This window comes from Hydrogenophaga sp. SNF1, from assembly GCF_034421675.1.
Taxonomy (GTDB): domain Bacteria; phylum Pseudomonadota; class Gammaproteobacteria; order Burkholderiales; family Burkholderiaceae_C; genus Hydrogenophaga; species Hydrogenophaga borbori.
Genome location: NZ_CP139793.1, coordinates 1,386,632 through 1,413,385 on the forward strand (window position 1 = coordinate 1,386,632; position 26,754 = coordinate 1,413,385).

Below are 26,754 nucleotides of genomic sequence, written 5' to 3' on the forward strand. Positions count from 1 at the left end.
CCTTTGCCAAATACTGCGCGGACCCTTTTCCATCCCACAGGTCCGCCCATGAAACTGTCCCGGTTCCTTCTTTGCTCCGCCCTGACGGCGCTGGCCGCGCTGCCCGCGATCGGCCACGCGCAGACCGCCAAGGCGCCCCTGCGCCTGGTCGTCGGCTACACGGCCGGTGGCTCGTCCGATGCGCTCGCGCGCATGGTCGCGGAGAAGCTCAAGGACGAGCTCGGCACGGCCATCATCGTGGACAACCGCCCCGGCGCGGGCGGGCAGATCGCGGCCGAGTACGTGCGCGCGTCGGCGCCCGATGGCAACACCATCCTGGTCGCCAACAGCCACATGATGGTGATGCTGCCGCTCACCACCAAGGGGGCGAAGTACAAGCCCGCCGAGGACTTCGCGCCCGTGGTGCGGCTCACCAGCTTCTTCGAGGCGCTGTCGGTGCCCAGCGGCGTGCCCGCGACCTCGATCGCCCAGTGGCTGGACCTGGCGCGCAAGAACCCGCAGGCCGGCAACTTCGGCGTGCCCGCGGCCGGCAGCGTGTCGCACTTCCTCGGCTACCGGCTCGGCCAGGACAACAAGGTCGATCTGCAGGCCATTCCCTACAAGGGCGCCGCGCCGCTGGTGCAGGACCTGCTGGGTGGCCAGATCCAGGCCGGCATCCTGCCCATCCTCGACGTCGCGCCGCACCACCAGGCCGGCAAGCTGCGTGTGCTGGCGGTGAACGGCGCCAAGCGCGCGCAGCTGCTGCCCACCGTGCCCACGCTGAAGGAACTCGGCATCGCCGGCTTCGACACGCTGGAGTGGACCGCGCTGCTGGCGCCGGCCGGCACGCCGGCGGCGCTGGTGGAGCGGCTCAACGCCGCGACGCGCAAGGTGCTCGCCACGCCCGACATCCAGGAACGCCTGCTCAAGCTGGGCATGGAAGCCAACCCCAGCAGCCCCGCCGAACTCGGCCAGCTGCTGGCCAGCGACCTCGCGCAATGGGCGCCGGTGGTCAAGGCCTCCGGTTTCACCGCGGACTGACGACGAGGTGGACATGCAGACAGCGACGGCCCGCCGCACGGTGGGCGATACGCCGGCGGGCGGATCGGTTCTCGGTTTCTACGCGCCCAAGGGCACGCCGCGCCCACCGCGCGTGGCGCGCGCCGAAGGGGTGTTCCTGTGGGACGAGGATGGCCGCCGCTACCTCGACGCCACCTCGGGCGCCGTGGTCACCAACATCGGCCATGGCAACCCCGCGGTGCTGCAGGCCATGCAGGCGCAGGCGCGCAAGGTCACCTTCGCCTACCCGCGCTTCTTTGAGAGCGAAGACAGCATCGCGCTGGCCGACCGCGTGTGTGCGCTCGCGGGCCCGGGCCTGGACCGCGCCTTTTTCGTCTCGGGGGGCTCGGAGGCCAACGAGTCGGCGCTCAAGCTCGCGCGCCAGTACGCGGTGGTCAGCGGCCAGCCTGGGCGCTGGAAAGTGATCTCGCGCAACCCCAGCTACCACGGCGCCACATTGGGCGCGCTCACCGTCACCGGCGACGCCAGCGCGCACGCGCTCTACGGCCCGATGCTGCGCGCCCAGCCCAAGGTGGCGGCGCCGCTGTCCTACCGCGTGCCGGACGGCCACAGCGTCGAGTCCTTCGAGGCGGCCTGCGCGCAGGCGCTGGAAGACACCATCGTGCGCGAAGGCGCCGACAGCGTGCTCGCCTTCATCCTCGAGCCCATCGGCGGACTGTCCACCGGCGCGGTTGTCTCGTCGCCGGCCTACTTCCGTGCCGTGCGCGAGATCTGCGACCGCCACGGGGTGCTGCTGGTGTTCGACGAGATCATGTCGGGCGCCGGCCGCACCGGCCGCTTCCTGGCCGCGCACCACTGGCCCGAGGCGCGGCCCGACCTGGTCACGCTGGCCAAAGGCTTGGCCGCGGGCTACACGCCGCTGGGCGCGGTGCTGGCGCCCGAGCGCATCGTCGACGCGGTCGCCGCGAGCGGCGGCTTCGTGCACGGCCACACCTATTTCACCAACCCGCTGTCCTGCGCCGTGGCCAATGCGGTGCTCGACGAGGTGGTGCGCCAAGACCTGGTGGCACGCGCGCAGGCCGCGGGCGCCTACCTGAAGGACCGGCTGCATGCGCTCGCGGCGCGCTCCCCCCTGGTGGGCGACGTGCGCGGCCTGGGGTTGCTGGGCGCGATCGAGCTGGTGGCGGACAAGGCCAGCCGACGGGCGCTGCCGGTGGACTTCAACGCCCCCGCGCGCCTCACGGAGCATGGCCTGCGCCACGGCATCGCGCTCTACAACCGGCGAGCCAACCGCGGCGAGTTCGGCGACTTCCAGATGGTCACCCCGCCGCTGACCGCCAGCGACGCCGAACTCGACCTGCTGGTGGAGTTGCTGGAGCGCGCGCTGGCCGACCTGCACGACGAGGTGCGCGGTCGGGGCCTCGCTTGAGCGCGGTCATCCCGCCGCACCGGGCCATCGCATTGCCCGGCCTGCACGCCTATGCGAGCGCCGTCAGCGTGGCGGCCGGCGAGGCCATCGGCTTTCACGTGAGCAGTTCGGTGCCTTACCGCTTTTCCTTCTGCGCGCTGGGTCCCGACGCCGACGACGCCTCGCGCGACCCGGTGCTGCACGCCGGCGGTGAGCACCCGGCGCGGGTGCAGGCCATCCACCCCGGCTCCTACGTGCACATCGAGCGCGGCCTGCCCGAGGACGCGCTCGAGGCGCTCACCCTGGAGTGCTGGCTCATGCCCTGGGGCTTCGGCGAGCGCCAGGCCGTGATCGCGCAATGCGACGACGAGGTGGCCGACGAAGGCGTCGGCCTGTTCATCGAAGCCGACGGCACGCTCATGCTGCGGCTGGGGCGTTCGCGGCTCACCGGGCCGGCCCTGGCGCCGCGCCAATGGGCGCACCTGGTGGCCGTGCTGCACCAGGGCCACCTGTCGCTGTGGATCGACGGCCGCCGGGTGGCGCAGGGCGCGGCGGGCCCTGGTCGGGCGGGCCGCGCCGCGCTGCGCCTGGGCGCCGCGTCGGCGGGGGGCGTGGCCACGCACTTTCTGGACGCGGACCTCGTGATGCCGGCGCTCTACGGCCGCGCGCTCGGCGCCGCCGAGATCGCCCAGCGTGGCGCGCAGCGCGGCCTGCAGGCCGCGCAGGGCCCCGGCGTGCTGGCCTGCTGGCCCTTGAGCGAGCAGCGCGGCGAACGCATCGCCGACGCCAGCGGGCAGGGCCGCGACGGCCGCCTCATCAACCACGGCACCTGGATGGTCGTCGGTCCGGCCTTCGACCCCGCGCGGGTGCCGCGCTTTTCGCGCCGCGAAGGCGAGTACGCCGCCGCCAGCGACCGCCTGCGCGGCCACGGCCTTCGCCTGGCAAGCGACGACCTCGTGGATTGCCGCTGGGCCGAATCGCACCGCGTGACGGTGCCGCGCGGGGCGAAGCCCGGCATCCACGTGGGCCGCTTCGAATGCGAAGTGGACGGCCGGCCCGTGCGCTACGACGTGAGCGTCGTCGTGCGGCCGGCCGCCGACGCCGCGCCCGCGCCGCTGCTGGTGCTGTGCGCGACCAACAGCTGGCGCGCCTACGCCGCGTCGCCGTTCGCGCGCAACGTGTCGGGCCCGGCGCACTGGCCGCGCCGCGCCGCGCCGCTGCCCAACAGCCACCCCGACGCCCCCGAGTACAACCACTACACGCCCCACCGCAAGGGCCAGCCCACCTACTACGCCGGCCTGCGCCTGCCCTGGCCCAACGCCGCGCCCGACGCCTTCTACGCGCCCGAGGGCAGCGGCTTCAGCCAGGGTCCGCGCCTGGAGCGCTGCCTGCACCGCTGGCTCGACGCGCAGGGCTACGCGTACGACGTGGTGAGCGACCTCGACCTTCACCGCGACCCCGGTCTGCTGCGCCGCTACCGCAGCGTGGTCATCAACGGCCACAGCGAGTACTGGTCGGCACCGGCCTTCGAGGGCCTGGACGCCTACCTGCGCGGGGGCGGCAGCGCGGTGGTGCTGTCGGGCAACTCCCTGTACTGGCGCGTGAGCTTCGACGAAGGCGCCACGGTGATGGAGCAGCGCAAAACGCTGACACCCGCCGACGAGCACGAGGCGGCGCTGGACAAGCACGCGGCGCCCGGCGGCGTGCACGGCGAGCAGTACCACAGCCAGGACGGCGAGCGCGGTGGCCTCTGGCGCTTCAACGACCGCTCGTGCAGCGAGCTGATCGGCCTGGAAACCGCGGGCTGGGCCTTCGCCGATGCCTCGGATTTCGGCGTCTACCGCGTGCGCGACGCCGGCCATTTCCTGTTCCACCGGCCGCACGAGACCGGCCTGCGCGCCGGCGACAGCTTCGGCCACGGGCCCGGCGGCGCCCTGCCACGCGCCATCGGCCACGAGTGGGACCTGAGCATCGCCACGCTGCGCCGCATGACCCACCACATTCCGCGCGGCGCCGAGCTGCCGCGCGATCATCCCGGCCTGCAGGTGCTCGCCGAGGGCGTGCGCCGCGTGCCGGGCCGGCTGGACGCCTACCTTGACTTCTTCGAAGGCGCCACGCAGTCCCTCGACGGGCTGTCCGCCGAGATGGTCTACTGGGAGCGCCCCCAGGGCGGCCGCGTATTCAACGCCGGGGCCGTGGGGGCCAGCTGGGTGCTCGGGGCCGACGAGGCGTTCGGTGCCTTGCTGCGCAATGTGCTTCACCACTTTGGAGTCGAGCCCGCATGAACCCAGCCAAGCTTCTGGTCGAGGTCCGCGACGGCGTCATGGCGCTCACGCTCAACCGGCCTGAGAAACGCAACGCCATCGACAACGACCTCGCGCGCGCGCTGCTGGCGGCGATCGCGCTGGCCGAGCGCGACGACGCGGTGCGCGTGCTGTTGCTGCGGGGCGCCGGCCCGGTGTTCTGCGCGGGGCGCGACCTGGGGGCGCCGCCGACGCAGGACGACCTGCGGCTGGTGCAGGCCGTGGCGCAGGCCCTGGTGTCCCTGCCCAAGCCGGTGGTGGCCGCCGTGCAGGGCTGGGCCGTTGGCGCGGGCCTGGAGTGGGCGCTCGACGCCGACGTGGTGATCGCTGCCGAGGGCGCGCGGTTCAAGCTGCCCGAGGCCTCGCTGGGCGTGTTCGTCACCGGCGGCCTCACGGCCACGCTGCCCGCTGCCGTGGGCCTGGCGCGCGCCAAGGGGTTGGTGCTGCTCGGCGAGCCGATCGGCGCCGCGCAGGCCCAGGCCTGGGGCATGGTGTGGCAGGTGGTGGCCGACGACGCGCTCGACGCCTCGGCGCGGCAGGTGTGCGCGCGCCTCGCGCAACTGGCGCCCGAGGTGGCCGGGCGTTTCAAGAAGGTGCTCAACGAACTGGGCCTGGCCCATTTCCAGCGCGCGATCGAGGCGGAGAACACCGCGCAGCGCGGGCTGCCGTGCTGACAAGAAAAAAGGCCTTGCGGAGCAAGGCCTTTTTCAGTTCGGTGGTGGAGACGAGGAGGATCGAACTCCCGACCTTCGCATTGCGAACGCGACGCTCTCCCAGCTGAGCTACGTCCCCACGAAGCGCGCATTCTAGCGAATCTTTTGTCAGGCCATTCCGTTGCGGCTGGCGAGTTCCACGAACAGCGCGGAGTGGTCGAGGTCGGACAGGCCATGTTCCGCCGCCTCGGCGAACAGGCGCTCGAACAGCGCGGTGATGGGCGCCTCGAAGCCGATCTCCTTCGCCGTGCCGAGCGCGTTGCGCATGTCCTTCAGCTGCACCGCCATTGCGGCGCGCTTGCCGAAGTCGCGCTCCACCATGCGCTGGCCATGCACCTGCAGGATGCGGCTGTCGGCGAAGCCGCCGGTGATGGCCTGGCGCACCTTGGCCATGTCGGCGCCGCCCTTTTCGCACAGCAGCAGCGCCTCGGCCACGGCGCCGATGGTGATGCCCACGATCATCTGGTTGGCCAGCTTGGCGAGCTGGCCCGAGCCGTGCGGGCCCACGTGCGTGACGCGGCCCAGCACCTCCAGCACGGCGCGCGCGCGCTCCACGTCGGCCGGTTTGCCGCCGGCCATGATGGCCAGGGTGCCGGCCTCGGCGCCCACGGTGCCGCCCGAGACCGGCGCGTCCAGGTGGTGCACGCCCCGCGCGGCCAGGCGGGCCGCGTGGTCGCGCGCCTGGCGCGGCTGGATCGAGGACATGTCGATCACCAGGCTGCCACGGGGCAGGGCCTCGGCCACGCCCTGGCGGAACAGCACGTCCTCCACCACCTCGCCGTTTTCGAGCATGGTGATGACGATGTCGGCGCCTTGCACGGCGTCGGCGGCCGTGCCGGCCACGCGCGCCCCAAAGGGCGCGAGCCGTTCGGCCTTGGTGCGCGAGCGGTTCCAGGCGCCCACGGCGCAGCCGGCTTCGCACAGGCGCCGGCCCATGGGGAAGCCCATCAGGCCGATGCCGAGCACGGCGACGGCGTGGGCGGGGGTGGTTGCCGAGGCGGCGGGGGAGTCGGTCACGGTGCGTGTCCCTTCAGGGCAGGGCGCGGAGGCGGCATTCGGGCAAAAAAAATCGCGGTCCCCGGCTCGCGCCGAGGACCGCGCAAGTGGACCGGCTATCGAGATAGCTGGGGACCACGGAGTTGAACGGTGTCGTCCTCGGCGGATTCGGCCGAGGCGTGGGCGATCTGCTCGGCCAGGGTGCCGCAGGCATTTTCGGCGTGTTCGGCGATGAGCGATTCGGCCCCGTCCGCGTCGCCCTGGGCGATGGCGCGGGCAATGGCCTCGTGCTCGTCCCACACGGGCTCGCGCAGGTGTTCCAGCTGCAGCGCCAGGCCCATGGCGCGGCGGATGTGCTGCCAGTGCAGCAGCGCGCTCTGCTCGATCAGCGGATTGCCGGCGGCGCGGTAGATGGCGGTGTGGAAGGCCAGGTCGGTGTCGATCAGGGCCTTCACGTCGTCGCGGCGCTCGGCGGCGCGGCCGGCCTCGAGCACGGCGGGGTCGATGACGGTGCGCTGCTGGGCGGCCAGTCGCACGGCCAGGCGGTCCAGCGCCACGCGCACCTGGTAGACCTGGGCGATCCAGCGCCCGTCCAGCGGCGTCACCTGCAGGCCGCGCACGCGGCCGGGGTCGCCGCTGGTCTGGGGCGCGTCCTGCACGAAGCCGTCCTTGCGCAGCAGGCGCAGGGCCTGCATCACCGGCTGGCGCGACACCGCGAAGCGCTCGGCCAGCTCTTCCTGGCGGATGCGCTGGCCCGGCCGCAGCGCGCCCGAGCTGATCGCGTCGAGCAAGGCCCGGTAGACCTGGTCGGCCAGATCGGGCGTCGATTCGATCCTGAACAACTGCGCGGTCATGGGGCCGAGGCGGGTGGTGCGAATTCTGTATACGGAATTCGCGCAGCATACCCCAGGCGGTGCCGGCGCCGGCGTCCTCAGAGGGAATACCCCAAGCCCCCATGACACAATCGCCCGCCATGCAATCGCCCGCCATGCAATCGCCCTTCCCCCGAGACCCGGCCTGGCTGGACCGTGAATACAACAACCGCGCCCGGGTGCCCGAGCACCCGGCGTACTTCGAGCGCTGGGCCCGGGACTCGAAACAGGTGCGCGAGCGGGGTGGGGCGCTGATCGATCTGCGCTATGGGCACGGGCCCGCCGAACAGCTGGACGTCTTCCCGGCCCAGGGGGGCGCCGGCGGTGCCGCGCCGGTGCTGTTCTTCATCCACGGCGGCTACTGGCGCGCCCTGGACAAGTCCGACCACTCCTTCCTGGCACCGCTGTTCCAGCGCCTGGGCGTGTGCGTGGTGATGCCGAACTACGCGCTGTGCCCGGCCACCACCGTCCCGGGCATCACGCTGCAGATGGCGCAGGCCCTGGCCTGGACGCACCGCCACATCGCGGTGCACGGGGGCGACCCGAGCCGCATCACGGTGGCGGGGCATTCGGCGGGCGGCCAGCTGGCGGCCATGATGCTGGCCTGCCGCTGGCCCCAGGTGGGCGCCGACCTGCCCGCCGCGTTGGTCCGCAACGCGCTGTCGGTGTCCGGCCTGTTCGACCTGGAGCCGCTGCGCCTGGCGCCGTCCCTGCAGTCCTCGCTGAAGCTCACGCCGGACCAGGTGCGCAAGGCCAGCCCGGCGCGCCTGCCCTCGCCCGGGCTGCGGCAGGGGCGCGGCGAACTGGTGGCCGTGGTCGGTGGCCAGGAAAGCGGCGAGTACCACCGCCAGAACCACCTCATCCGCGAGGCCTGGGGCCGCGACGTGGTTCGGGTCTGCGAAGAACTGCCGGGGCGGGACCACTTCAGCGCGCTGGACGCGCTGGTGGAGCCGGGTCACCGCCTGCACCAGCTCGCGCGCGGCCTGCTGGGCGTGTGAAGCGCCGGGCGGCGCCTCACATCAAGAGGTGCTCGCCTGCGTTGTCCCCGCCCAGGATGACGTAGTTCACCTTGCGGATGTCCAGCAGCTTGGTGCCGCCGGCGTAGCTGATGGAGCTTTGCACGTCCTGCTCCATCTCGATCAGCGTGTGCGCGAGCGGGCCCTTGATCGGCTCCAGGATGCGCTTGCCTTCCACGTGCTTGTATTCGCCCTTGTTGAAGTCGCTGGCCGAGCCGTAGTACTCCTTGTAGAGCGCACCGTCGACTTCCACCGTCTGGCCGGGTGATTCCTCGTGTCCGGCGAACAGCGAGCCGATCATCACCATGCTGGCGCCAAAGCGCACGCTCTTGGCAATGTCGCCGTGGCAGCGGATGCCGCCGTCCGCGATGATGGGCTTGGTGGCCACGCGCGCGCACCACTTGAGCGCGCTGAGCTGCCAGCCGCCGGTGCCGAAGCCGGTCTTGAGCTTGGTGATGCAGACCTTGCCGGGGCCGATGCCCACCTTGGTCGCGTCGGCGCCCCAGTTCTCCAGGTCGATCACCGCCTCCGGCGTGCCCACGTTGCCCGCGATCACGAAGGCCTTGGGCAGCTTTTCCTTCAGGTAGCCGATCATCTTCTTGACGCTGTCGGCGTGGCCGTGCGCGATGTCGATGGTGATGTACTCGGGGCACAGGCCCTGGGCCACCAGCGTGTCCACGGTGGCGTAGTCGGGCGCCTTCACGCCCAGCGAGATGGAGGCGAAGCTGCCCTTGGCCTGCATCTCGCGCACGAAGGCCACGTTGTCCAGGTCGAAGCGGTGCATGACGTAGAAGTAGCCGTTCTGCGCCAGCCAGGTGCAGATGGACTCGTTGACCACCGTCTTCATGTTGGCGGGCACCACGGGCAGGCGGAAGCGCCGCCCGCCCAGCTCCACGCCGGCATCGCATTCCGAGCGGCTTTCCACGCGGCACTTGCGCGGCAGCAGCAGGATGTTGTCGTAGTCGAAAATTTCCATTGAAACCAAGCTCCAGAAAGCTGTTGTCGAACAGATGAGCGCTTGGCCTGGCCGGTTCTCCTGCCGCGGCGGGCAAAAAGAAACCGGGCGCAAGAATCTTGGGCCCGGTGCGCGATTCTAGACCGATGGCCCGTCCCTCGCCCGGTATGGGGTTCATATGCCTCCACGTATGGAGCGGCCTGCGCGCGGGCGCTTTCTACAATCCGTCGATGCCCCTGGACACCGCCCCGAATCCCTCGCCGCTGGTCGCCGGCCTCAATGCCGAGCAGGCCGCCGCCGTCACCCTGCCCGCCGAACACGCGCTCATCCTCGCGGGCGCAGGCTCGGGCAAGACGCGCGTGCTCACCACGCGCATCGCCTGGCTGCTGCAAACGGGCCAGGTGGGACCGGGCGGTGTGCTGGCCGTGACCTTCACCAACAAGGCGGCGAAGGAAATGGTCACCCGCCTGTCGGCCCTGCTGCCGGTGAACGTGCGCGGCATGTGGATCGGCACCTTCCACGGCCTGTGCAACCGCCTGCTGCGCGCGCACCACCAGCTCGCGGGCCTGCCGGCCACCTTCCAGATCCTGGATACCCAGGATCAGCTCTCGGCCATCAAGCGCCTGTGCAAGCAGTTCAATGTCGACGACGAGCGCTTCCCGCCCAAGCAGCTGCAGTACTTCATCGCCGGTTGCAAGGAAGACGGCCAGCGCCCGCGCGACGTGCCCGCGCGCGATGAAGAGACGCGCAAGAAAGTCGAGCTCTACGCGCTGTACGAGGAGCAATGCCAGCGCGAAGGCGTGGTCGATTTCGGCGAGCTGATGCTGCGAAGCTACGAGCTGCTGCGCGACCAGGACGCCATCCGCGCGCACTACCAGCGGCGCTTCCGCCACATCCTGATCGATGAGTTCCAGGACACCAACAGGCTGCAGTACGCCTGGATCAAGCTGTTCTCGCCGCCCCCCATGGAGGGCCTGGACGTGGCCGCGGGCAACGCGGTGTTCGCGGTGGGCGACGACGACCAGAGCATCTACGCCTTTCGCGGCGCGCGCGTGGGCAACATGGCCGACTTCGTGCGCGAGTACCGCGTGCAGCACCAGATCAAGCTGGAACAGAACTACCGCAGCGTCAGCAACATCCTGGACGCCGCGAACCACCTCATCGGCCACAACCAGCGCCGCCTCGGCAAGAACCTGCGCACCGACGCGGGCGCGGGCGAGCCGGTGCGCATCAACGAGTCGCCCAGCGATTTCATCGAGGCGCAGTGGGTGGTCGACGAGATCAAGTCCCTGGTGCGCGAGGAAACGCCGCGCAGCGAGATCGCCATCCTCTACCGCAGCAACGCGCAGAGCCGTGTGATCGAGACCGCGCTGTTCAACGCCGGCCTGCCCTACCGCGTGTACGGCGGCCTGCGCTTCTTCGAGCGCGCCGAGATCAAGCACGCCCTGGCCTACCTGCGCCTGATCGAGAACCCGCGCGACGACACCAGCTTCCTGCGCGTGCTCAACTTCCCGCCGCGCGGCATCGGCGCGCGCAGCGTGGAGCAGCTGCAGGACGTGGCGCGCGCGGCCGGCTGCTCGCTGCACGACGCGGTGAGCGCGGTCACCGGGCGCGCGGGCACGGCCATCGCGGGCTTCGTCGCCAAGATCGACGTGATGCGCGAACGCAGCGAGGGCAGCCACCTCAAGGGCATCGTCGAACTGGTGTTGGAGCACAGCGGCCTGGTGGAGCACTACCGCCAGGAGCGCGAAGGCCAGGAGCGCGTGGAGAACCTGGAAGAACTGGTCAACGCGGCCGAGAGCTTCGTGATGCAGGAAGGCTTCGGCCGCGAGGCCGTGGCGCTGACGCAAAGCCCCGCCAGCCAGGGCCTGGACCTGAACGCCCCCGTGCTCGACGAGCCCCTGGCCCCCGACGCCGACACCGGCGAGACCCTGAGCCCGCTCGCTGCCTTTCTGTCGCACGCCGCGCTCGAATCGGGCGACAACCAGGCCCAGGCCGGGCAGGACGCGGTGCAGCTCATGACCGTGCACGCGGCCAAGGGCCTGGAGTTCGACTGCGTCTTCATCGTCGGCCTGGAGGAAGGCCTGTTCCCGCACGAGAACGCCATGAGCGACCGCGACGGACTGGAAGAGGAGCGCCGGCTGATGTACGTGGCGATCACGCGCGCGCGCCAGCGCCTGTACCTGAGCCATTCGCAGACGCGGCTGCTGCACGGCCAGACGCGCTACAACCTCAAGAGCCGTTTCTTCGATGAATTGCCCGAGCACTGCCTGAAGTGGCTGACGCCGCCGCAGCCTTCGGGCTGGGGCGGCACGGGCAGCGCGGGCTGGGGCGGCCACCGCGCGCTGGGCACGCCGGTGCCGCAGCCGGCGTGGTCGCCGGCCTGGAAGGCCGCCAGCGCGCCCGCGCCCGAACCCGACCGCGGCACGCCGATCAAGAGCGGCATGGCGGTGTTCCACAACAAGTTCGGCGAGGGCAAGGTGCTCGCGGTGGAAGGCGCGGGCGACGACGCGCGTGCGCAGGTGAACTTCCCGCGCCACGGCACCAAGTGGCTGGCGCTGAGCGTGGCCAAGCTCACGCCCATCGAGTAGTCCAGCGCCCGCACCGTCGAGGCGGGCGCTGGCCCTGGGCAGGCCGATGGCTGGCCCGGCGCCGACCCGGCCCCGTCACCAGCCCGCGAACACGTCCTCGGCGATGCCGAACGCGGTGCTGGCGCCGGTGCCGCTGGTCACCAGCACCAGGCGCAGGTGGTCGGCCGGCGCGTGGACGAGCGCGTCGGCGCCGTGGCCGGTCGGATAGACACCGGTCCAGCGCTCCACCACCTCGCAGCGGTCCAGACCGACCACCTCGTGCAGGTGGCCCAGGATGCGCTCGTCCACCGCCTCGCTGGCGAAGGGCTCGGGCGTGGCGTGCGGGTGGTGCGAGTCGCCTACCACCAGCGTGCCGTCGGCGCTCTGCACGGCGATCAGGTGGATGCCGTCGTCCAGGCTGGGGCCGCACTCGGCGCGCAGTTGCTCCAGCAGCGGTGCCGAACTGGCGAGGTCGGCGTAGCCGTGGTAGCGCACCAGGCTGAGGTCGCTCATCACCGCCGCGCCCAGCCGCAAGCCGGCCGACGGGCGCACGCGCAGCATCTGCAGGCGCGTCAGCCGCAGCGCGTGGTCGGGCAGCAGGCGCCGCGCCACGCCATTGAGCTCGGTGCCGGGGCAGACCACGATGCGCTCGGCCGTCCACTGGCCTTGCGCGCCGTGCACCGTGGACCCCTCGATGCCCAGCACCTCCTGCCCCCAGATGAAGCGCACGCCCTGCGCCTGCAGCCAGCGCGCGAGGGCGGGAATGGCCTCGCGCGACTCGACGCGCAGCTCGTGCGGGCTGTAGAGCGCGCCCGCCACGCCGTCGGACTTGAGCGAAGGCATGCGTGCGCCCCAGGCCTGGCCGCGGTGCAGTTGGCAGCGCTCGCCCATCTCGGTGCCGACGAACTCGGCCAGCACGTCCAGCGCCCGCGCGCGCTGGGCCACCACCCACAGGCCCTGGTGCACGATGGGGATGCCTGCCTGCGGCGCCAGCTCGGCCCAGAGGTCGCGCGAGCGCCGGGCGCGCCGCCAGGTGTCGCCGGCGCGCTGGCCGGTCACGGTGACGAAGCCGAAATTGCGGATGGAGGCGCCCACGCAGCGGTGGTCGCGTTCGATCAGCGCCACGCGCAGGCCACGGCGCAGCCCCATCCAGGCATGGGCGAGGCCGGCGATGCCGCTGCCCACCACGATCAGGTCGAAACGCTTGTCGTTCACGGGAAAGGCGAAGGGGGTACTTCGAATGGACGTCGGGCCGTCATGTTGATTGCACACAATGAAAGCCCGTTGACAGTTCCACGCGCATGACCCCTTCCTTCGACTCACTCTGGGCTCTGCTGGCCGCGCGCGGCCACGAGCGTTACACCGGCGAGCCGGTGACCCACCTGGAGCACGCCCTGCAGACCGCTGACCTGGCGCGCCGCGGCGGCGCGGGCGAGGCCCTAGTGCTCGCCGCGCTGTTGCACGACGTCGGCCACCTGATCCATGGCGTGGCGGGCACGCCCAGCGCCGCCGGCGTCGACGACCGCCACGAAGCGATCGCCGCCGACGCGCTGCAGCGCCTGTTCGGCCCCGCCGTGAGCGGACCGGTCGGCCTGCACGTGATGGCCAAGCGGCGCCTGTGCGCCGATCCGCGCTACCTGCGGGCCCTGTCGGACGATTCGCGCCGCAGCCTGGCGCTGCAGGGCGGTCCGCTGGACGCGGCGGGCTGCGAGGCCTTCGACCGCCTGGCCCACGCGCAGGACGCGCTGCGCCTGCGCCGCTGGGACGACGCGGCCAAGCGACCGGCGCGCGAGGTACCGCCGCTGGACACCTACCGGGCGATGGCCGAGGCGCTGCTGCGCTGAGTCCGGGGCGGATAAAAAAAGCCCTCCGGCCAAATGACCGGAGGGCCCGCAGGGTGCGATGGCGAGCGGCTTCAGGCGCCGATCACCCCGCCATCGTTCTTCGTCGTGCCAACCGCGTCGTGCTGGCTGGCCGGCTGGGTTGCGCGCCATCGTCCGTGGCTGGCGTGACGGGCGCATGACAGGGTGGGCGCGCGCTCAGGCTGGCCGCGCCAGCAGCGGCCGGCCCATGCGAATGGACGCGCCCGGTGCGACCCCGGGCGCGGGCGTGAAGCCCGGCGGCACCAGCACGACGATGGTGGAGCCGTGTTCGAAGTGGCCCATCTCCTGGCCGCGCGCGTAGGCCGCCTCGCAGGGCAGCTCGTCGGGGCCGCGGTAGCGGGTGTTGAGCGGCAGCGGCAGGGCGCGCAGGCGCAGGCTGGCCACCAGGATGGCGGCCACGGGCACCAGCACCAGCGGCGTGCCGTCGGCCAGGCGCGCGAACAGCGCCGCGCGCTCGTTGCGGCAGAACAGGCGCTCCACGCGCTTGAGGGCGATGGGGTTCACGTTCCAGGTGTCGCCGCTGAAGTGCGTCACGTGCTCCAGCGTGAGCGCCTCGGGCGCGTGGAAGCGGTGGTACATGGCCGAGGTCAGGCGCAGCGTCACGAACTGGCCGCCGCGCAGGGCGGCGATGGCGGCCCGCGCGCGCGGCGAGTCGCCGAGCAGGTCGGTGAGCGCGTACGGAAAGCCCTTGGCCTGGAACACCTGGGCGCAGGGGTCTTCGCCGATGCGCCCGCTGGCGCCGACGATGGCGTCGCAGGGGCTGACCAGCACCGACGGCGTGGTGTCGACGGGCCTCGCACCCTCGCGCAGCTCGCGCGTGAAGCAGTCGTGCAGGCTGTCGAAGCGCGGCTTCTTTGCGTCGCTCAGGTCGAGGTCGGTGAAGGCCCTCCACACCGCCATGGACGCATCGCGCACCAGGGGCTGGCGGATCCGGCTGAACCAGCCCATGAAGCGCGTGAGCGCCAGGCGCGGCACGCGGTTGGTGAGCAGGAAGTTCAGGTCTTCGCTGAGCGCGAGGCGGCGCAGCTGGCGCCGCACAAGGCCGTGGGGATTCTGTCGCAAGGCTTTCATCGTTGGGTCATCCGGGGGCCATACAAGAGCGGGAACACCACGACGCCCCGAACGCCATGTCCCTTCTGCCTTATGCCTTGCCAGCCGGTTCGCTCCTGCTGGCCTTGCCGTACCTGAAACAGCGCCTCGAGCTTTCGCGCGCCAAGCACCGCTCGCTGGCGGGCCACTCGCGCTGGGCCAAGCGCCTGGCGGGCTGGTTGCCGGGCTACGCCTTCGACGAGCGCCGCTTCTTCCGGGCCGACGGCGCCGACGACGCGCTGGCCGCGCGGCGCCGCGCGGCCTTCGACGCCCTGTGCGCGGGCTACGCCCAGCGCTACGAACGCTCGCTCGCCCTGACCGCCGACGCGCGCGAGGGGCTGGCCGATCTGCAGCTCACCGGCGCCTACCGCGCGCCCTTTCCCTTCAGCCCCTACCTGCGCGAACGCCTGAAGGTCGGCGCCTTCGTTCGCTCGGCCGGTGGCCTGGAGGTGGAGGACCTCGACGGCAATCGCTTCCTCGACCTCACGGGCTCCTACGGCGTCAACGTCTTCGGCGTGGACTTCTACAAGGCCTGCATGGAAGAGGGCGCGGCCATCGGCCTCGAACTGGGCCCCGTGCTGGGCGCCTACCACCCGGTGGTGGCCGACAACATCGCGCGCCTGAAGGCGATCTCGGGCCAGGACCAGGTGTCCTTCCACATGAGCGGCACCGAGGCCGTGATGCAAGCCGTTCGCCTGGCGCGCTACCACACGCGCAAGACGCACCTGGTGCGCTTCTGCGGCGCTTACCACGGCTGGTGGGAGGACGTGCAGCCCGGCCCCGGCAACCCCATGCCGCCGCGCGAGACCTACACGCTCAAGGACATGGACGACAAGAGCCTGCGGGTGCTGCGCACGCGCCGCGACATCGCCTGCGTGCTCATCAACCCCTTGCAGGCCCTGCACCCGAACCGCAACGCGCCGGGCGACTCCACGCTGATGACCGGCCTGCGCCAGGCGGGCTATGACCGCGAGGCCTACACGCGCTGGCTCCAGCGGCTGCGCGAGGTCTGCACCGAACGCGGCATCGTGCTGATCTTTGACGAGGTGTTCCTGGGCTTTCGCCTGGCGCCCGGCGGCGCTCAGGCGTACTTCGGCGTGAAGGCCGACCTGGTGACCTACGGCAAGTCGGTCGCGGGCGGCTACCCGGTAGGCGTGGTCTGCGGACGCGCCGATCTGATGAAGCGTTTCCGCGCCGAGCGCCCCGCCGACCTGTGCTTCGCGCGCGGCACGTTCAATGCGCACCCGCACGTGATGGGCGGCATGCACGCCTTCCTTCGTCGCCTGGAAACGCCTGAGTTGCGAGCGGTGTACGCCGGCGGCGATCAACGCTGGAACGCGCGCCGCGAGCGCTTCAACGCCGCCATGGCCGACGCCGGCCTGCCGGTGCGCGCGGCGAACCTGCACAGCGTGTGGACGCTGGACTACACGCAGCCGGGCCGCTACCACTGGATGTTCCAGTACTACCTGCGCTGGCATGGCCTGGCCTTGAGCTGGGTGGGCACGGGTCGGTTCATCTTCGCGCTGAACTTCGACGACGCGGCGTTCGATGAAGTGGTGCGGCGTTGCGTGGCGGCCGGCCGGGCCATGCAGGCCGACGGCTGGTGGACGCTGCCCGAGGGCGTGGACGCCAAGGCGATCGGCAAGCAGTTGCGCAGGGAAACCCTGTCGGCGATGTTCCGCCAGAAGGGCTGAGCCCTGCAGCGGCCCCGAGCCCGAGCGGGGTGTTCGGGCGCCAGGCACCCAACACCCACCATCCCAGGACGTCAGCGGTGCCCGACGCCCGGGTCGATGAGCTGGCCTTTCATGAGGTACAGGGGGGCCTTGTGGTACAGCTTGATGTCGTGGAACGGGTCGGTGAGGATCTTGGTCGCCCACACCAGGCCCGTCTGGATGTCCTGCAGGAAGAACAGGTGGATGGTGCGGAACAGCAGCCCACCGATGCCCAGCCCCAGCCACAGCGTGCCCACGTGGCGCGTATAGCCCCAGTGGTCGTGGTGCGCCTCGAACAGGCCCATCACCGTCGGGTCGATCCAGACCAGCACCGGCACCAGCGCCCACAGGCTCATGAGCACCACCTTGCGCTGCAGGTTGTAGCCCACCTTGATCTCTTCCTTGTACTCGTGCGTGGCCTGGTTCACGTGGTCGTAGCCCTTGGGCTCGAAGAAGAAATGGCCGGCCTGGCGCGAGGTCATCGAGACCAGCCAGGCGATCAGCGCGGAGATCACGGGATCGAACCACAGCATCACGTACGCGACCACGAAGCTGATCGCGCTGACCAGGTGCAGCGACTGGTTGATGCGGCTGTGGTGGTAGTAGCGGTGGTCGTCCCAGCGCTGGATCTCCAGGGTCTTGAAGAAGTCGTTCAAGGCGGTCTCCGTCGGCAATGAGGAAGAAGGTGAAAGAAGGGGAAAAGCGGCCGCATGGTGGTTGCCACGCGTGACAGCGCGGTGACATCGCCGGTGCGTCACCGCGCGGGCACACGCGCGTCACGCCGCTGTCGCGGTGTCATCAATCTGCCGCGAAGCCGCCGCACCATGCCCCCATGCCCGACACGAGCGCCGAAACGATCCTGGTGGAGGCCTTCCCGGCCGCCCGCCCGTCCCTGCGGCTCGCCGTGGTGACGGAGACCTGGCCGCCCGAGATCAACGGTGTTTCGCTCACGCTGTCGCGTCTGGTGCAGGGCCTGCGCGCGCGCAACCACGAGGTGCAGCTCGTCCGCCCGCGCCAGACGCGCGAGGACGCCGCGCGCAGCGACCCGGGGTTTCACGAGGTGCTCATGCGCGGCATGCCCATCCCGCGCTACCCCGAACTCAAGCTCGGCCTGCCCGGCAAGGGCGCGCTGGTGCGCGCCTGGACCCTGAGGCGGCCCGATCTGGTGCACATCGCCACGGAAGGCCCGCTGGGCTGGTCGGCCCTGCAGGCAGCGCGCCGCTTGCGCCTGCCGGTGACGTCCGACTTCCGCACCAACTTCCACGCCTACAGCCAGCACTACGGCGTGGGCTGGCTCAAGACGCCCATCGTGGCCTACCTGCGCAAGTTCCACAACCTCACGCGCTGCACCATGGTGCCCACGCAGAGCCTGCGCGCGGAGCTGCAGGCCATCGGCTTTCGCAACGTCAGCGTGGTGGCGCGCGGCGTCGACACGCAGCGGTTCAACCCCGCGCGGCGCAGCGCCGAGCTGCGCGCCAGCTGGGGGGCGGGCGACGGCAGCCTGGTGATGGTGGCCGTCGGCCGCCTGGCGGCCGAGAAGAACCTGGGCGTGGTGCTGCAGGCCTATGAGGCCATGCGCGCGCAGAACCCCGACGTGAAGCTGGTCTTCGTGGGCGACGGCCCGCAGCGCGCGGCCCTGCGCCAGCGCTGCCCCGAGGCCGTGTTCGCCGGCATGCGGCGCGACGAGGACCTGGCCGCGCACTACGCCAGCGCCGACCTGTTCGCCTTCGCGAGCCTGACCGAAACCTTCGGCAACGTCACCATCGAAGCCCTGGCCAGCGGCCTGCCGGTGCTGGCCTTCGACACCGCCGCGGCGGGCGACTGGGTGCGCGGCGGGCACAACGGCTGGCTGCTGCCGGTGGACGACGAAGCCGCCTTCGCGCGCCAGGCCGCGCTGCTGGCGCGCGACCCGGCGCTGGTGCGCGCGGCCGCATCGCAGGCGCGCGCGCAGGTGGCGGCGCTGGACTGGCGGCACATCGCTGGCCAGGTGGAAGGGATCTTCCTGCAGACCGTGGGCTGGCCGCACGCGCTGCCCGACAGCTGGAGCCCGTCGCTGGCGTTGTGAGCCGCCACCCGCGGTGCGCTCGAGCGCCATGCCACCGGATTCACGAGGTTTTCACGAGGCCTGCGTAGCCTTCTCGCCTGTCGTATTTCCCAACCCCACAGGACATTCCATGACCCTCGACTTCGATAGCGAAGACCTGCCCACCAACACCAGCCGGAACGAGCACTTCCAGAACGTGGTGAACCGCGCGGTCAACCGCCGCGGCTTCCTGTTCAAGACCGGTGTGGGTGCCGCTGCCGTGGCCTTCCTCTCCGCCGGCCTCGCGGGCTGCGGCGGTGGCGGCGGCGACGCCGACCCGACGCCCGTGCCGCCCGCGGCCGATCCCGACCTGCTGGGCTTCACCGGCATCGCCATCGGCACCGACGACAGCGTGCACGTCGCCCCGGGCTACACCGCCTCGGTGCTGGCACCCTGGGGCACGCCGCTGTTCTCCACCGGCGCGGGCTCGACCTGGGCCGGCGACGCCAGCGAAGACGCCGCCGCGCAGGCGCGCCAGATGGGTGACAACCACGACGGCATCCACTACTTCGCCCTGGCCGGCCGCAGCGATGAAGGCCTGCTGGTGATGAACCACGAGTACACCAACCCGCAGTACCTGTTCACCGACGGCGTGGTCAACAGCCTGGACGACGCGAACAAGGACCTCAACGCGCACGGCGTGAGCGTGGTGCACATCCGCCGCACCGCCGGCGTGTGGAACATCGTGCTGGACTCCACCTACAACCGCCGCATCACGGGCGATACGCCGATGCAGCTGACCGGTGCCGCCGCCGGCCACGCGCTGCTGCAGACCACGGCCGACGCCACCGGCACCGTCGCGCTCGGCACGCTGAACAACTGCGGCAACGGCTTCACCCCCTGGGGCACCTACCTGACCTGCGAAGAGAACTTCAACCAGTACTTCGGCACCACCAACACCGCCGTTCCCGGCATGACGCGCAACGCGAACCAGCTGCGCTACGGCCTCTCCAGCGCCGGCACCTCGCGCAAGTACGAGCAGTACCACGACCGCTTCGACTGGCAGAAGGAACCCAACGAAGCCAACCGCTTCGGCTGGATCGTCGAGATCGATCCCTTCGACCCGGCCTCCATGCCCAAGAAGCGCACCTCGCTGGGCCGCATCAAGCACGAGAACGCCGCCTACGCCATTGCCGCCGACGGCCGCGTGGTGGTCTACATGGGCGATGACCAGGCCAACGACTACATCTACAAGTTCGTGACCGCCGGCCACTACATCGAAGGCGACACCGCCAACAACCGCGACCTGCTCGACACCGGCACGCTGTATGTGGCCAAGTTCAACGCCGGCGCCGTGGCGAATGACATGATGGGCACCGGCGAGTGGATGCCCATGACCACGGCCAACCCGGCCCTCGCCGCCTACGCCACGCAGGCCGAGATCCTGGTCAATACGCGCCTGGCGGCCGACGCCATGGGGGCCACGCCCATGGACCGCCCCGAGTGGGTGGCGGTGCATCCGCAGACCCAGGAGGTCTACGTCACGCTGACGAACAACTCCGGCCGTTCGACGACCGACGACGCCAACCCGCGCGCGGCCAACGTCTACGGTCAGATCATCCGCTGGCGCGAGACCGGCGGCGACCCGACCGCCCTGACGTTCGAGTGGGACCTGTTCGTGCTGGCCGGCAACCCCACCATCGCCCAGGCCAACCCCTTGAACATGGGCTCGGCCAACGTGACCAGCGACAACACCTTCAACAGCCCCGACGGTCTGGGCTTCGACCGCGATGGCCGCCTGTGGATCCAGACCGACGGCAACTACAGCAACACCGGCAACTACGCCAACCAGGGCAACAACCAGATGCTGTGCGCCGATCCCCGCACCAAGGAGATCCGCCGCTTCTTCGTCGGCCCCGTGGAGTGCGAGGTCACGGGCCTGAGCTTCACGCCGGACAGCAAGACGCTGTTCATCAACATCCAGCACCCGGGCGAGGGCGGCAACAGCCACTGGCCCGAGGGTGGGGCGGCGCTGCCGCGCTCGGCCACCGTCGTCATCACCAAGGACGATGGCGGCGTGATCGGTACCTGACCCGGCGCTCGCGGCAGAACAAAGCCCGCACCCTTGGCCGGTGCGGGCTTTTCTTTTGGGCGCCCGCGGGGCTCAGGCCGAGGGGGGGGTGTTCGGTTCGGGCGCGTCGAAAGCGAAGCTGTCGCGCACGGTGAACCACAGCGAGGTGTGGAACATCGAGGCCATGAACAGCACGATGGGGTAGACCACCACCTGCATCACCTCGGGGCCGCCGACGATGGAGCCCAGCATGCCCAGGAGCAGGCCGGTCAGCATGAAGACCACCGTCCAGCCGGCGACGAAGAGCAGCATCGCGCCCTTGTTGCTCCAGCAGGCCACCAGGCTGAAGAACAGGCTCTTGGCGGGCGGCACGCCGTGCCAGAACACCAGCGCCGGCGCGTGCCAGAAGGCCATCAGCACGGGCAGGTAAGCCAGCAGGGCCGCCCACAGGCCGGGGCGGCCGATGGCGGCGCCCACCATGTCGGGCGTGACCTCGGCGGTGCCCTCGGGCAAGGGGGTGGGCGAGCCGTCGGCGAACAGTGCGCCGACGCCCATGACCAGGAACAGCGCCACGGCGTACATGGCGCCCAGCAGCAGCATGCCGCGCCGGCGCTCGGCCCCGCCCCGGAAGGCCGTGAGCAGCAGCGAGGGCATGGGAAAGCGGCCTTGCTCGGCCTCGCGCGTGGCGGCCATCAGACCCAGCGTGGCCGCGGGCACCAGCGCCGCCGCGACCGCCGTGCCCAGGATGGGCACGATGGACAGCACCGAGACCAGGGCCATGAACATGAAGAACAGGCCCGACATCGCGAGCGGCTGGCGCAGGAAGGTGCGCATGCCGAGCTTGACCCACATCCAGCCCAGGCTGGCCTTGTTGACCTGGAGCTTCATGCGGCCATGGCCTCCGGCGCCGCGCTCGGCGCGGGCGCGTTCGGCAGGCGGGCGCGCAGCACGCGCTGGAAGTGGCCCGGGTCGTGCGCCTGCAGCATGGCGGCCTCGCGCGGCAGGTGCAGGTCCCACAGACGCGACAGCCAGAAGCGCAGCGCGCCCGCGCGCTGCATGGCGGGCAGCAGGCGGCGCTCGGCCGGCGTCAGCGGACGCACGCCTTCGTAGGCCGAGAGGAAGGCCTGCTCCAGCGCGGGCTCGGGCTGGCCGTCGGTGTCGCCGCCGTGGCGCACGCACCAGTCGTTCAGGCACACGGCGATGTCGAACAGCCAGGTGTCCACGCCGGCGAAGTAGAAGTCGAAGACGCCGCTGACCGCGCCGTCTTCGAACATCGCGTTGTCGCGGAACAGGTCGGCGTGGATGGGGCCGCGTGGCAGGGCCAGGTAGGCGCTGCTCTGCGCCACGTGGTTCTGGTAGGCCAGCTCGGACCGCAGCAGGGCGGCCTGGGCGTCGTCGATGAAGGGCAGCACCACGGGCACGGTCTCGTTCCACCAGGGCAGGCCGCGCAGGTTGGGCTGGCGGCGCTCGAAGTCGCGGCCGACCAGGTGCAGGCGGGCCAGCAGCGCGCCCACCGCGGCGCAGTGCGCGGCCGTGGGTGCCAGCTCGCTGGCGCCGCGCAGCTTGTCGACCACGGCGGCGGGCTTGCCTTGCACGCGGTGCAGGATCTCGCCCTGGGCGTCGGCCGCGGGCTCGGGCACCGGGATGCCGTGCGTGGCCAGGTGCTTCATCAGGTGCAGGTAGAACGGCAGCTGCTCGGCGCTCAGGCGCTCGAACACCGTGAGCACGTGCTCGACGGTCTGGCCGTCGCGTTCGCTGGTGACGAAGTAGTTGGTGTTCTCGATGCCGCCCTGGATGCCGCGCAGCTCGGTGAGGGTGCCCAGGTTCAGTCGTTCGATGAGGGCGGCGGCTTCGGCGAACGGGACCTCGGTGTAGACGGCCATGTCAGAAGTTGAGGAGGCGCCAGCTGCTGCGGCCGCTGTTGCCCGAGGGGCGGCCCGCGGTTTCGCCGGGGGTGTTGGCGGCGCCGCGCGGCTGGATTTCATAGGCTGGCGCGCCGTTCTTGGGCTGCACCTGGATGGATTGGGTCTGGCCGTCCACGCGCAGCTCGTCGATGCGGGTGAGCGCGTCCTCGTGGGTGATGCGCTCGATGCGGTCGCCCGGGGCGCGCTGCAGTGGCACGGACTCGGCCGGCGCGGGCTGCTGCGCCAGGGCCGGCGCGGCCAGCGCGGCGAGCAGGACCGCGCGCAGAAGGGAAGGGGTGGAGGCCATCCGCGCATTGTAGGCACCGGGGTGGCCCCGCGTGGCATGGGCCCGCCGCCGGCACGGCCTTCCCCCACAATGTCGGGATGACCCAGGACGCCACCCGAACCCTGCTGCTGATCGACGGATCGAGCTACCTCTACCGCGCCTACCACGCCATGCCCGACCTGCGGGCCGTGCCGGGCGACCCGACGAGCCCCGCCACCGGGGCCATCCGGGGCATGATCAACATGGTGCAGAGCCTTCGCAAGGAGGTGCCCGCGCTGTTCGCCGCCTGCGTCTTCGACGCCTCGGGGCCGACCTTCCGCGACGCGATCTACGCCGAGTACAAGGCCCACCGCAGCCCCATGCCCGAGGACCTGCGCGCGCAGATCCCGCCCATCCACGAGGTGGTGCGCCTGCTGGGCTTTCCCGTGCTGGACGTGCCCGGCGTGGAGGCCGACGACGTGATCGGCACCCTCGCCCACGCGGCGGCGGCGCAGGGGTTCGACGTCGTCGTCAGCAGCGGGGACAAGGATCTGGCCCAGCTCGTCAACGAACGCATCGCCATCATCGACACCATGAGCGGCAAGCGCCGCGACCTCGCGGGCGTGCAGGCCGAGTTCGGCGTGCCGGCGCACCTGATGGTCGACTACCAGACCCTGGTGGGCGACGCGGTGGACAACGTGCCGGGCGTGGACAAGGTGGGCCCCAAGACCGCCGCCAAGTGGCTGATGGAATACGGCTCGCTGGACGCGCTGGTGGCGCGCGCCGGCGAGATCAAGGGCGTGGCCGGCGAGAACCTGCGCAAGGCGCTGGACTGGCTGCCCACGGGGCGCCAGTTGCTGACCATCAAGACCGACTGCGACCTGAACGGCTTCGTGCCCGGCCTGCCCGCGCTGGACGCGGTGCGCCTGGGCGAGCCCGACCACCAGGCGCTGCAGGCCTTCTACGACAGGTACGGCTTCAAGTCGCTCGCCGCCAAGGCCGCGGCGGGCCAGGAGGCACCGGTGGCGCCGGGTTCGACCGCCGTGGCGCCCGGCGCCACCGAAGGCCTGTTCGACGACCCGCCCGCGCCCGCGTCCGGCCAAGCGCGTCCCGCGCTGAAGTACGACACCATCCTGAGCTGGGACCTGTTCGACACCTGGCTGGCGCGCCTGCAGGCGGCCGAGCTGACCGCGCTGGACACCGAAACCACCTCGCTGGACGAAATGGTGGCCGAGATCGTCGGCATCTCCTTCAGCGTGACGCCCGGCGAGGCGGCCTACATCCCGCTGCGCCACGTGGGCCCGGACGCGCCGGAGCAATTGCCCTTCGACGAGGTGCTTGCCCGGCTCAAGCCCTGGCTGGAAGACCCCATGCGGCCCAAGCTGGGCCAGCACGTCAAGTACGACCGCCACGTCTTCGCCAACCACGGCATCGAGGTGCGCGGCTACGAGCACGACACCATGCTGCAGAGCTACGTGCTGGAGGTGCACAAGCCGCACGGGCTGGAAAGCCTGGCCGAGCGCCATACCGGCCGCAAGGGCATCAGCTACGAGGCCATCTGCGGCAAGGGCGCGCACCAGATCCCCTTCGCCCAGGTGGACGTGGCCAAGGCCGCCGAGTACTCCTGCGAGGACAGCGACCAGACCCTGGACGTGCACCGCGTGCTGTGGCCGCGCCTGCAGGCCGATGAGAAGCTGAGGTTCATCTACGAACTGGAGATGGCCAGCAGCGAAACGCTGTACCGGGTGGAGCGCAACGGCGTGCTGATCGACGCGCCCACGCTGGCCGCGCAGAGCCACGAACTGGGCCAGCGCATCGTGGCGCTGGAGCAGGAGGCCTATGCCATCGCCGGCCAGCCCTTCAACCTGGGCAGCCCCAAGCAGCTCGGCGAGATCTTCTTCGACAAGCTGGGCCTGCCCGTCATCAAGAAGACCGCCACCGGCGCGCGCAGCACCGACGAGGAGGTGCTGGAAAAGCTCGCCGAGGACTACCCGCTGCCGGCCAAGATCCTGGAGCACCGCGGCCTGTCCAAGCTCAAGGGGACCTACACCGACAAGCTGGCGCAGATGGCCAACCCGCGCACCGGCCGCGTGCACACGCACTACGCGCAGGCCGTGGCCGTGACGGGGCGCCTGTCCAGCAACGACCCGAACCTGCAGAACATCCCCATCCGCACGCCCGAGGGCCGGCGCGTGCGCGAGGCCTTCGTGGCCCCGCCGGGCAGCGTGATCGCCAGCGCCGACTACTCGCAGATCGAGCTGCGCATCATGGCCCACATCAGCGAGGACGCGGCCCTGCTGCGCGCCTTCCAGGAAGGCCAGGACGTGCACCGCGCCACCGCGGCCGAGGTGTTCGGCGTGGAACTGCAGCAGGTGAGCAGCGAGCAGCGCCGCTACGCCAAGGTGATCAACTTCGGCCTCATCTACGGCATGAGCGCCTTCGGCCTGGCCAAGGCCCTGGGCATCGACAACACGGCGGCGAAGAACTACATCCAGCGCTACTTCGAGCGCTTCGAGGGCGTGAAGCGCTACATGGAGCAGACGGTGGCCTCCGCGCAGAAGAAGGGCTACGTGGAAACCGCCTTCGGACGCCGCCTGTACCTGCCGGAAATCAACGGTGGCAACGGCCCGCGCAAGAAGGCGGCCGAGCGGCAGGCCATCAACGCGCCCATGCAGGGCACGGCGGCCGACCTCATCAAGATGAGCATGGTGGCCGTGCAGGCCGCGCTGGACGACCAGGAGCGCCGCACCAAGATGATCATGCAGGTGCACGACGAACTGGTGTTCGAGGTGCCCGCGGACGAGGTCGATTGGGTGCGCAGCGAAGTGCCGCGCCTGATGGCCGGCGTGGCCGAACTCAGGGTGCCGCTGCTGGCCGAGATCGGCGTCGGGCCCAACTGGGACAAGGCCCATTGAGCGCCGGCGCGCCTGAACTTCGGTCCCTGGGCCGAGTCAGCTTGACTTTCCACCACCCGTCAGGAGACAACCCATGCTCGAACAAGACATGACCCGCGACGCCGAAGCCCTGTTGGGCGGCAGTGCCGATCAAGCCGGGGCCACCCGCCGCACCGCCCTCAAGGCCGCCCTGGGCGCGGGCTATGCCGCCGCCGCCGCGCCGCTGATGGCCCAGACGGCGATTCGCACCCCGTCCGACGGCCTGACCGTGGGCGAGGTGATGATCGACGTGGCCGGCTTCAAGATGCCGGCCTACCGCGCCGCGCCGGCCGGCAAGACCGGCTTGCCCGTGGTGCTGGTGTTGTCCGAGATCTTTGGCGTGCACGAGTACATCGCCGACACCGCGCGCCGCTTCGCCAGGGCGGGCTACCTGGCCATCGCGCCCGAGCTGTTCGTGCGCCAGGGCGATGCCCAGGGCTACGGCGAGATGGCCAAGCTCATCGCAGAGGTCATCAGCCAGGTGCCCGACGCCCAGGTGATGGGCGACCTGGACGCCACCGTGAAGTGGGCGGCCGCCAACGGCGGCGACGCCAGCAAGCTGGGCATCACCGGCTTTTGCTGGGGTGGGCGCCAGGTCTGGCTGTACAGCGCGCACAACCCGGCGGTGAAGGCGGGCGTGGCCTGGTACGGGCGCCTGGTGGGGCAGCAGAATGCGCTCACCCCGAAGAACCCGGTGGACGTGGCCGGCCAGCTGCACGGCCCGGTGCTGGGGCTCTACGGCGCGGCCGACACCGGTATCCCGCTTGACACGGTTGATAAGATGAAATCGGCCTTGGCGGGCGGCAGCGCGGCGGCCAAGGCGTCGACCTTCGTGGTGTACCCGGACGCACCGCACGCCTTCCACGCCGACTACCGGCCGAGCTTCCGCAAGGAGCCGGCCGAGGACGGCTGGAAGCGTGCCCTGGCCTGGTTCAAGCAGCACGGCGTGGCCTGAAACGAGACCCCCCGCCGCGCTTTGCGCGACCCCCTCAAGGGGGCGACACCGGCGGCCCGGCACAGCCGGTTCCGCGGTGTCACTCGG

At 71.0% G+C, this 26,754-nt stretch carries 21 protein-coding genes and 1 tRNA gene; 12 read left to right on the forward strand and 10 right to left on the reverse strand.

Annotated features, from left to right (window positions below):
• The first annotated feature begins 48 nt into the window (after positions 1-48).
• From SOM08_RS06780 to SOM08_RS06795, 4 genes are read left to right on the forward strand one after another with little or no spacing between them, the layout of a single operon-like run.
• Positions 49-1,020, forward strand: a complete 972-nt coding sequence (locus tag SOM08_RS06780; RefSeq protein ID WP_116958067.1) for a Bug family tripartite tricarboxylate transporter substrate binding protein — start codon at positions 49-51, stop codon at positions 1,018-1,020.
• Between the two features lie 13 nt (positions 1,021-1,033).
• Positions 1,034-2,428, forward strand: a complete 1,395-nt coding sequence (locus SOM08_RS06785) for an aspartate aminotransferase family protein (RefSeq protein WP_116958066.1) — start codon at positions 1,034-1,036, stop codon at positions 2,426-2,428.
• Positions 2,425-4,692 (forward strand): LamG domain-containing protein, encoded by a 2,268-nt coding sequence (locus SOM08_RS06790; protein WP_322470359.1) that lies wholly within the window; start codon positions 2,425-2,427, stop codon positions 4,690-4,692. The genes SOM08_RS06785 and SOM08_RS06790 overlap by 4 nt, the downstream gene beginning before the upstream one ends.
• A complete protein-coding gene (locus SOM08_RS06795) occupies positions 4,689-5,384 on the forward strand; it encodes an enoyl-CoA hydratase/isomerase family protein (protein WP_116958064.1) in 696 nt (231 codons plus the stop codon). Before SOM08_RS06790 ends, SOM08_RS06795 begins: the two co-directional genes overlap by 4 nt.
• Positions 5,385-5,426: 42 nt before the next feature.
• Here the strand turns inward: SOM08_RS06795 and SOM08_RS06800 are convergent.
• From SOM08_RS06800 to SOM08_RS06810, 3 genes are all read right to left on the reverse strand, one after another.
• A tRNA-Ala gene (locus SOM08_RS06800) sits at positions 5,427-5,502 on the reverse strand.
• 29 nt (positions 5,503-5,531) lie between these two features.
• Positions 5,532-6,371: an NAD(P)-dependent oxidoreductase gene (locus tag SOM08_RS06805; RefSeq protein ID WP_181936451.1), complete on the reverse strand. Its 840-nt coding sequence runs from the start codon at positions 6,369-6,371 to the stop codon at positions 5,532-5,534.
• A gap of 164 nt (positions 6,372-6,535) precedes the next feature.
• Positions 6,536-7,273 (reverse strand): GntR family transcriptional regulator, encoded by a 738-nt coding sequence (locus SOM08_RS06810; protein ID WP_322470360.1) that lies wholly within the window; start codon positions 7,271-7,273, stop codon positions 6,536-6,538.
• 119 nt (positions 7,274-7,392) lie between these two features.
• Between SOM08_RS06810 and SOM08_RS06815 the strand changes: the two genes are divergently transcribed.
• Positions 7,393-8,289, forward strand: a complete 897-nt coding sequence (locus tag SOM08_RS06815; RefSeq protein ID WP_322470361.1) for an alpha/beta hydrolase — start codon at positions 7,393-7,395, stop codon at positions 8,287-8,289.
• 16 nt (positions 8,290-8,305) lie between these two features.
• Here the strand turns inward: SOM08_RS06815 and SOM08_RS06820 are convergent, their stop codons facing one another.
• Positions 8,306-9,283: a GMP reductase gene (locus SOM08_RS06820; RefSeq protein WP_116958060.1), complete on the reverse strand. Its 978-nt coding sequence runs from the start codon at positions 9,281-9,283 to the stop codon at positions 8,306-8,308.
• A gap of 209 nt (positions 9,284-9,492) precedes the next feature.
• On the opposite strand from SOM08_RS06820, the gene SOM08_RS06825 reads away from it, so the two are divergent.
• Positions 9,493-11,853 carry a UvrD-helicase domain-containing protein gene (locus SOM08_RS06825; protein ID WP_322470362.1) on the forward strand — a complete coding sequence of 787 codons (2,361 nt, stop codon included), beginning with the start codon at positions 9,493-9,495 and terminating at the stop codon, positions 11,851-11,853.
• A 75-nt stretch (positions 11,854-11,928) separates the two neighbouring features.
• Here SOM08_RS06825 and SOM08_RS06830 read toward each other — a convergent pair whose 3' ends face one another.
• Positions 11,929-12,981 carry a TIGR03364 family FAD-dependent oxidoreductase gene (locus tag SOM08_RS06830; RefSeq protein WP_416187011.1) on the reverse strand — a complete coding sequence of 351 codons (1,053 nt, stop codon included), beginning with the start codon at positions 12,979-12,981 and terminating at the stop codon, positions 11,929-11,931.
• Between the two features lie 152 nt (positions 12,982-13,133).
• Between SOM08_RS06830 and SOM08_RS06835 the strand changes: the two genes are divergently transcribed.
• Positions 13,134-13,676, forward strand: coding sequence for an HD domain-containing protein (locus SOM08_RS06835; RefSeq protein ID WP_322470364.1), 543 nt, complete (start codon positions 13,134-13,136; stop codon positions 13,674-13,676).
• 195 nt (positions 13,677-13,871) lie between these two features.
• On the opposite strand, the gene asd is transcribed toward SOM08_RS06835, so the two are convergent.
• Entirely contained in the window at positions 13,872-14,786 is a 915-nt protein-coding gene (gene asd / locus SOM08_RS06840; protein ID WP_116958056.1) for an archaetidylserine decarboxylase, read from the reverse strand.
• A gap of 56 nt (positions 14,787-14,842) precedes the next feature.
• Here asd and SOM08_RS06845 point away from each other — a divergent pair, with 56 nt between their 5' ends.
• Entirely contained in the window at positions 14,843-16,498 is a 1,656-nt protein-coding gene (locus tag SOM08_RS06845) for an aminotransferase class III-fold pyridoxal phosphate-dependent enzyme (RefSeq protein ID WP_322470365.1), read from the forward strand.
• A gap of 71 nt (positions 16,499-16,569) precedes the next feature.
• Here the strand turns inward: SOM08_RS06845 and SOM08_RS06850 are convergent, their stop codons facing one another.
• Positions 16,570-17,172, reverse strand: coding sequence for a hypothetical protein (locus SOM08_RS06850; RefSeq protein WP_116958054.1), 603 nt, complete (start codon positions 17,170-17,172; stop codon positions 16,570-16,572).
• Positions 17,173-17,348: 176 nt separating this feature from the next.
• Between SOM08_RS06850 and SOM08_RS06855 the strand changes: the two genes are divergently transcribed.
• Positions 17,349-18,581, forward strand: a complete 1,233-nt coding sequence (locus tag SOM08_RS06855; protein WP_116958053.1) for a glycosyltransferase family 4 protein — start codon at positions 17,349-17,351, stop codon at positions 18,579-18,581.
• 109 nt (positions 18,582-18,690) lie between these two features.
• Complete coding sequence (locus tag SOM08_RS06860; RefSeq protein ID WP_322470366.1) at positions 18,691-20,631, forward strand: PhoX family phosphatase; 1,941 nt, start codon at positions 18,691-18,693, stop codon at positions 20,629-20,631.
• Between the two features lie 72 nt (positions 20,632-20,703).
• Here SOM08_RS06860 and SOM08_RS06865 read toward each other — a convergent pair whose 3' ends face one another.
• From SOM08_RS06865 to SOM08_RS06875, 3 genes are read right to left on the reverse strand one after another with little or no spacing between them, the layout of a single operon-like run.
• Positions 20,704-21,498, reverse strand: a complete 795-nt coding sequence (locus SOM08_RS06865; protein WP_116958051.1) for a BPSS1780 family membrane protein — start codon at positions 21,496-21,498, stop codon at positions 20,704-20,706.
• On the reverse strand, positions 21,495-22,493 hold the full coding sequence (locus tag SOM08_RS06870) for a homoserine kinase (RefSeq protein ID WP_322470367.1): 999 nt from the start codon (positions 22,491-22,493) through the stop codon (positions 21,495-21,497). The genes SOM08_RS06865 and SOM08_RS06870 overlap by 4 nt, the downstream gene beginning before the upstream one ends.
• A 1-nt stretch (position 22,494) precedes the next feature.
• The gene (locus tag SOM08_RS06875) at positions 22,495-22,821 is read right to left on the reverse strand and encodes a hypothetical protein (RefSeq protein WP_116958049.1); all 327 of its coding nucleotides are present in this window, start codon (positions 22,819-22,821) and stop codon (positions 22,495-22,497) included.
• Between the two features lie 77 nt (positions 22,822-22,898).
• Here SOM08_RS06875 and polA point away from each other — a divergent pair, with 77 nt between their 5' ends.
• Both polA and SOM08_RS06885 read left to right on the forward strand, forming a co-directional pair.
• Positions 22,899-25,694, forward strand: a complete 2,796-nt coding sequence (gene polA / locus SOM08_RS06880; protein WP_116958048.1) for a DNA polymerase I — start codon at positions 22,899-22,901, stop codon at positions 25,692-25,694.
• Between the two features lie 73 nt (positions 25,695-25,767).
• Positions 25,768-26,667 carry a dienelactone hydrolase family protein gene (locus SOM08_RS06885; RefSeq protein ID WP_322470368.1) on the forward strand — a complete coding sequence of 300 codons (900 nt, stop codon included), beginning with the start codon at positions 25,768-25,770 and terminating at the stop codon, positions 26,665-26,667.
• Positions 26,668-26,754: the final 87 nt, after the last annotated feature.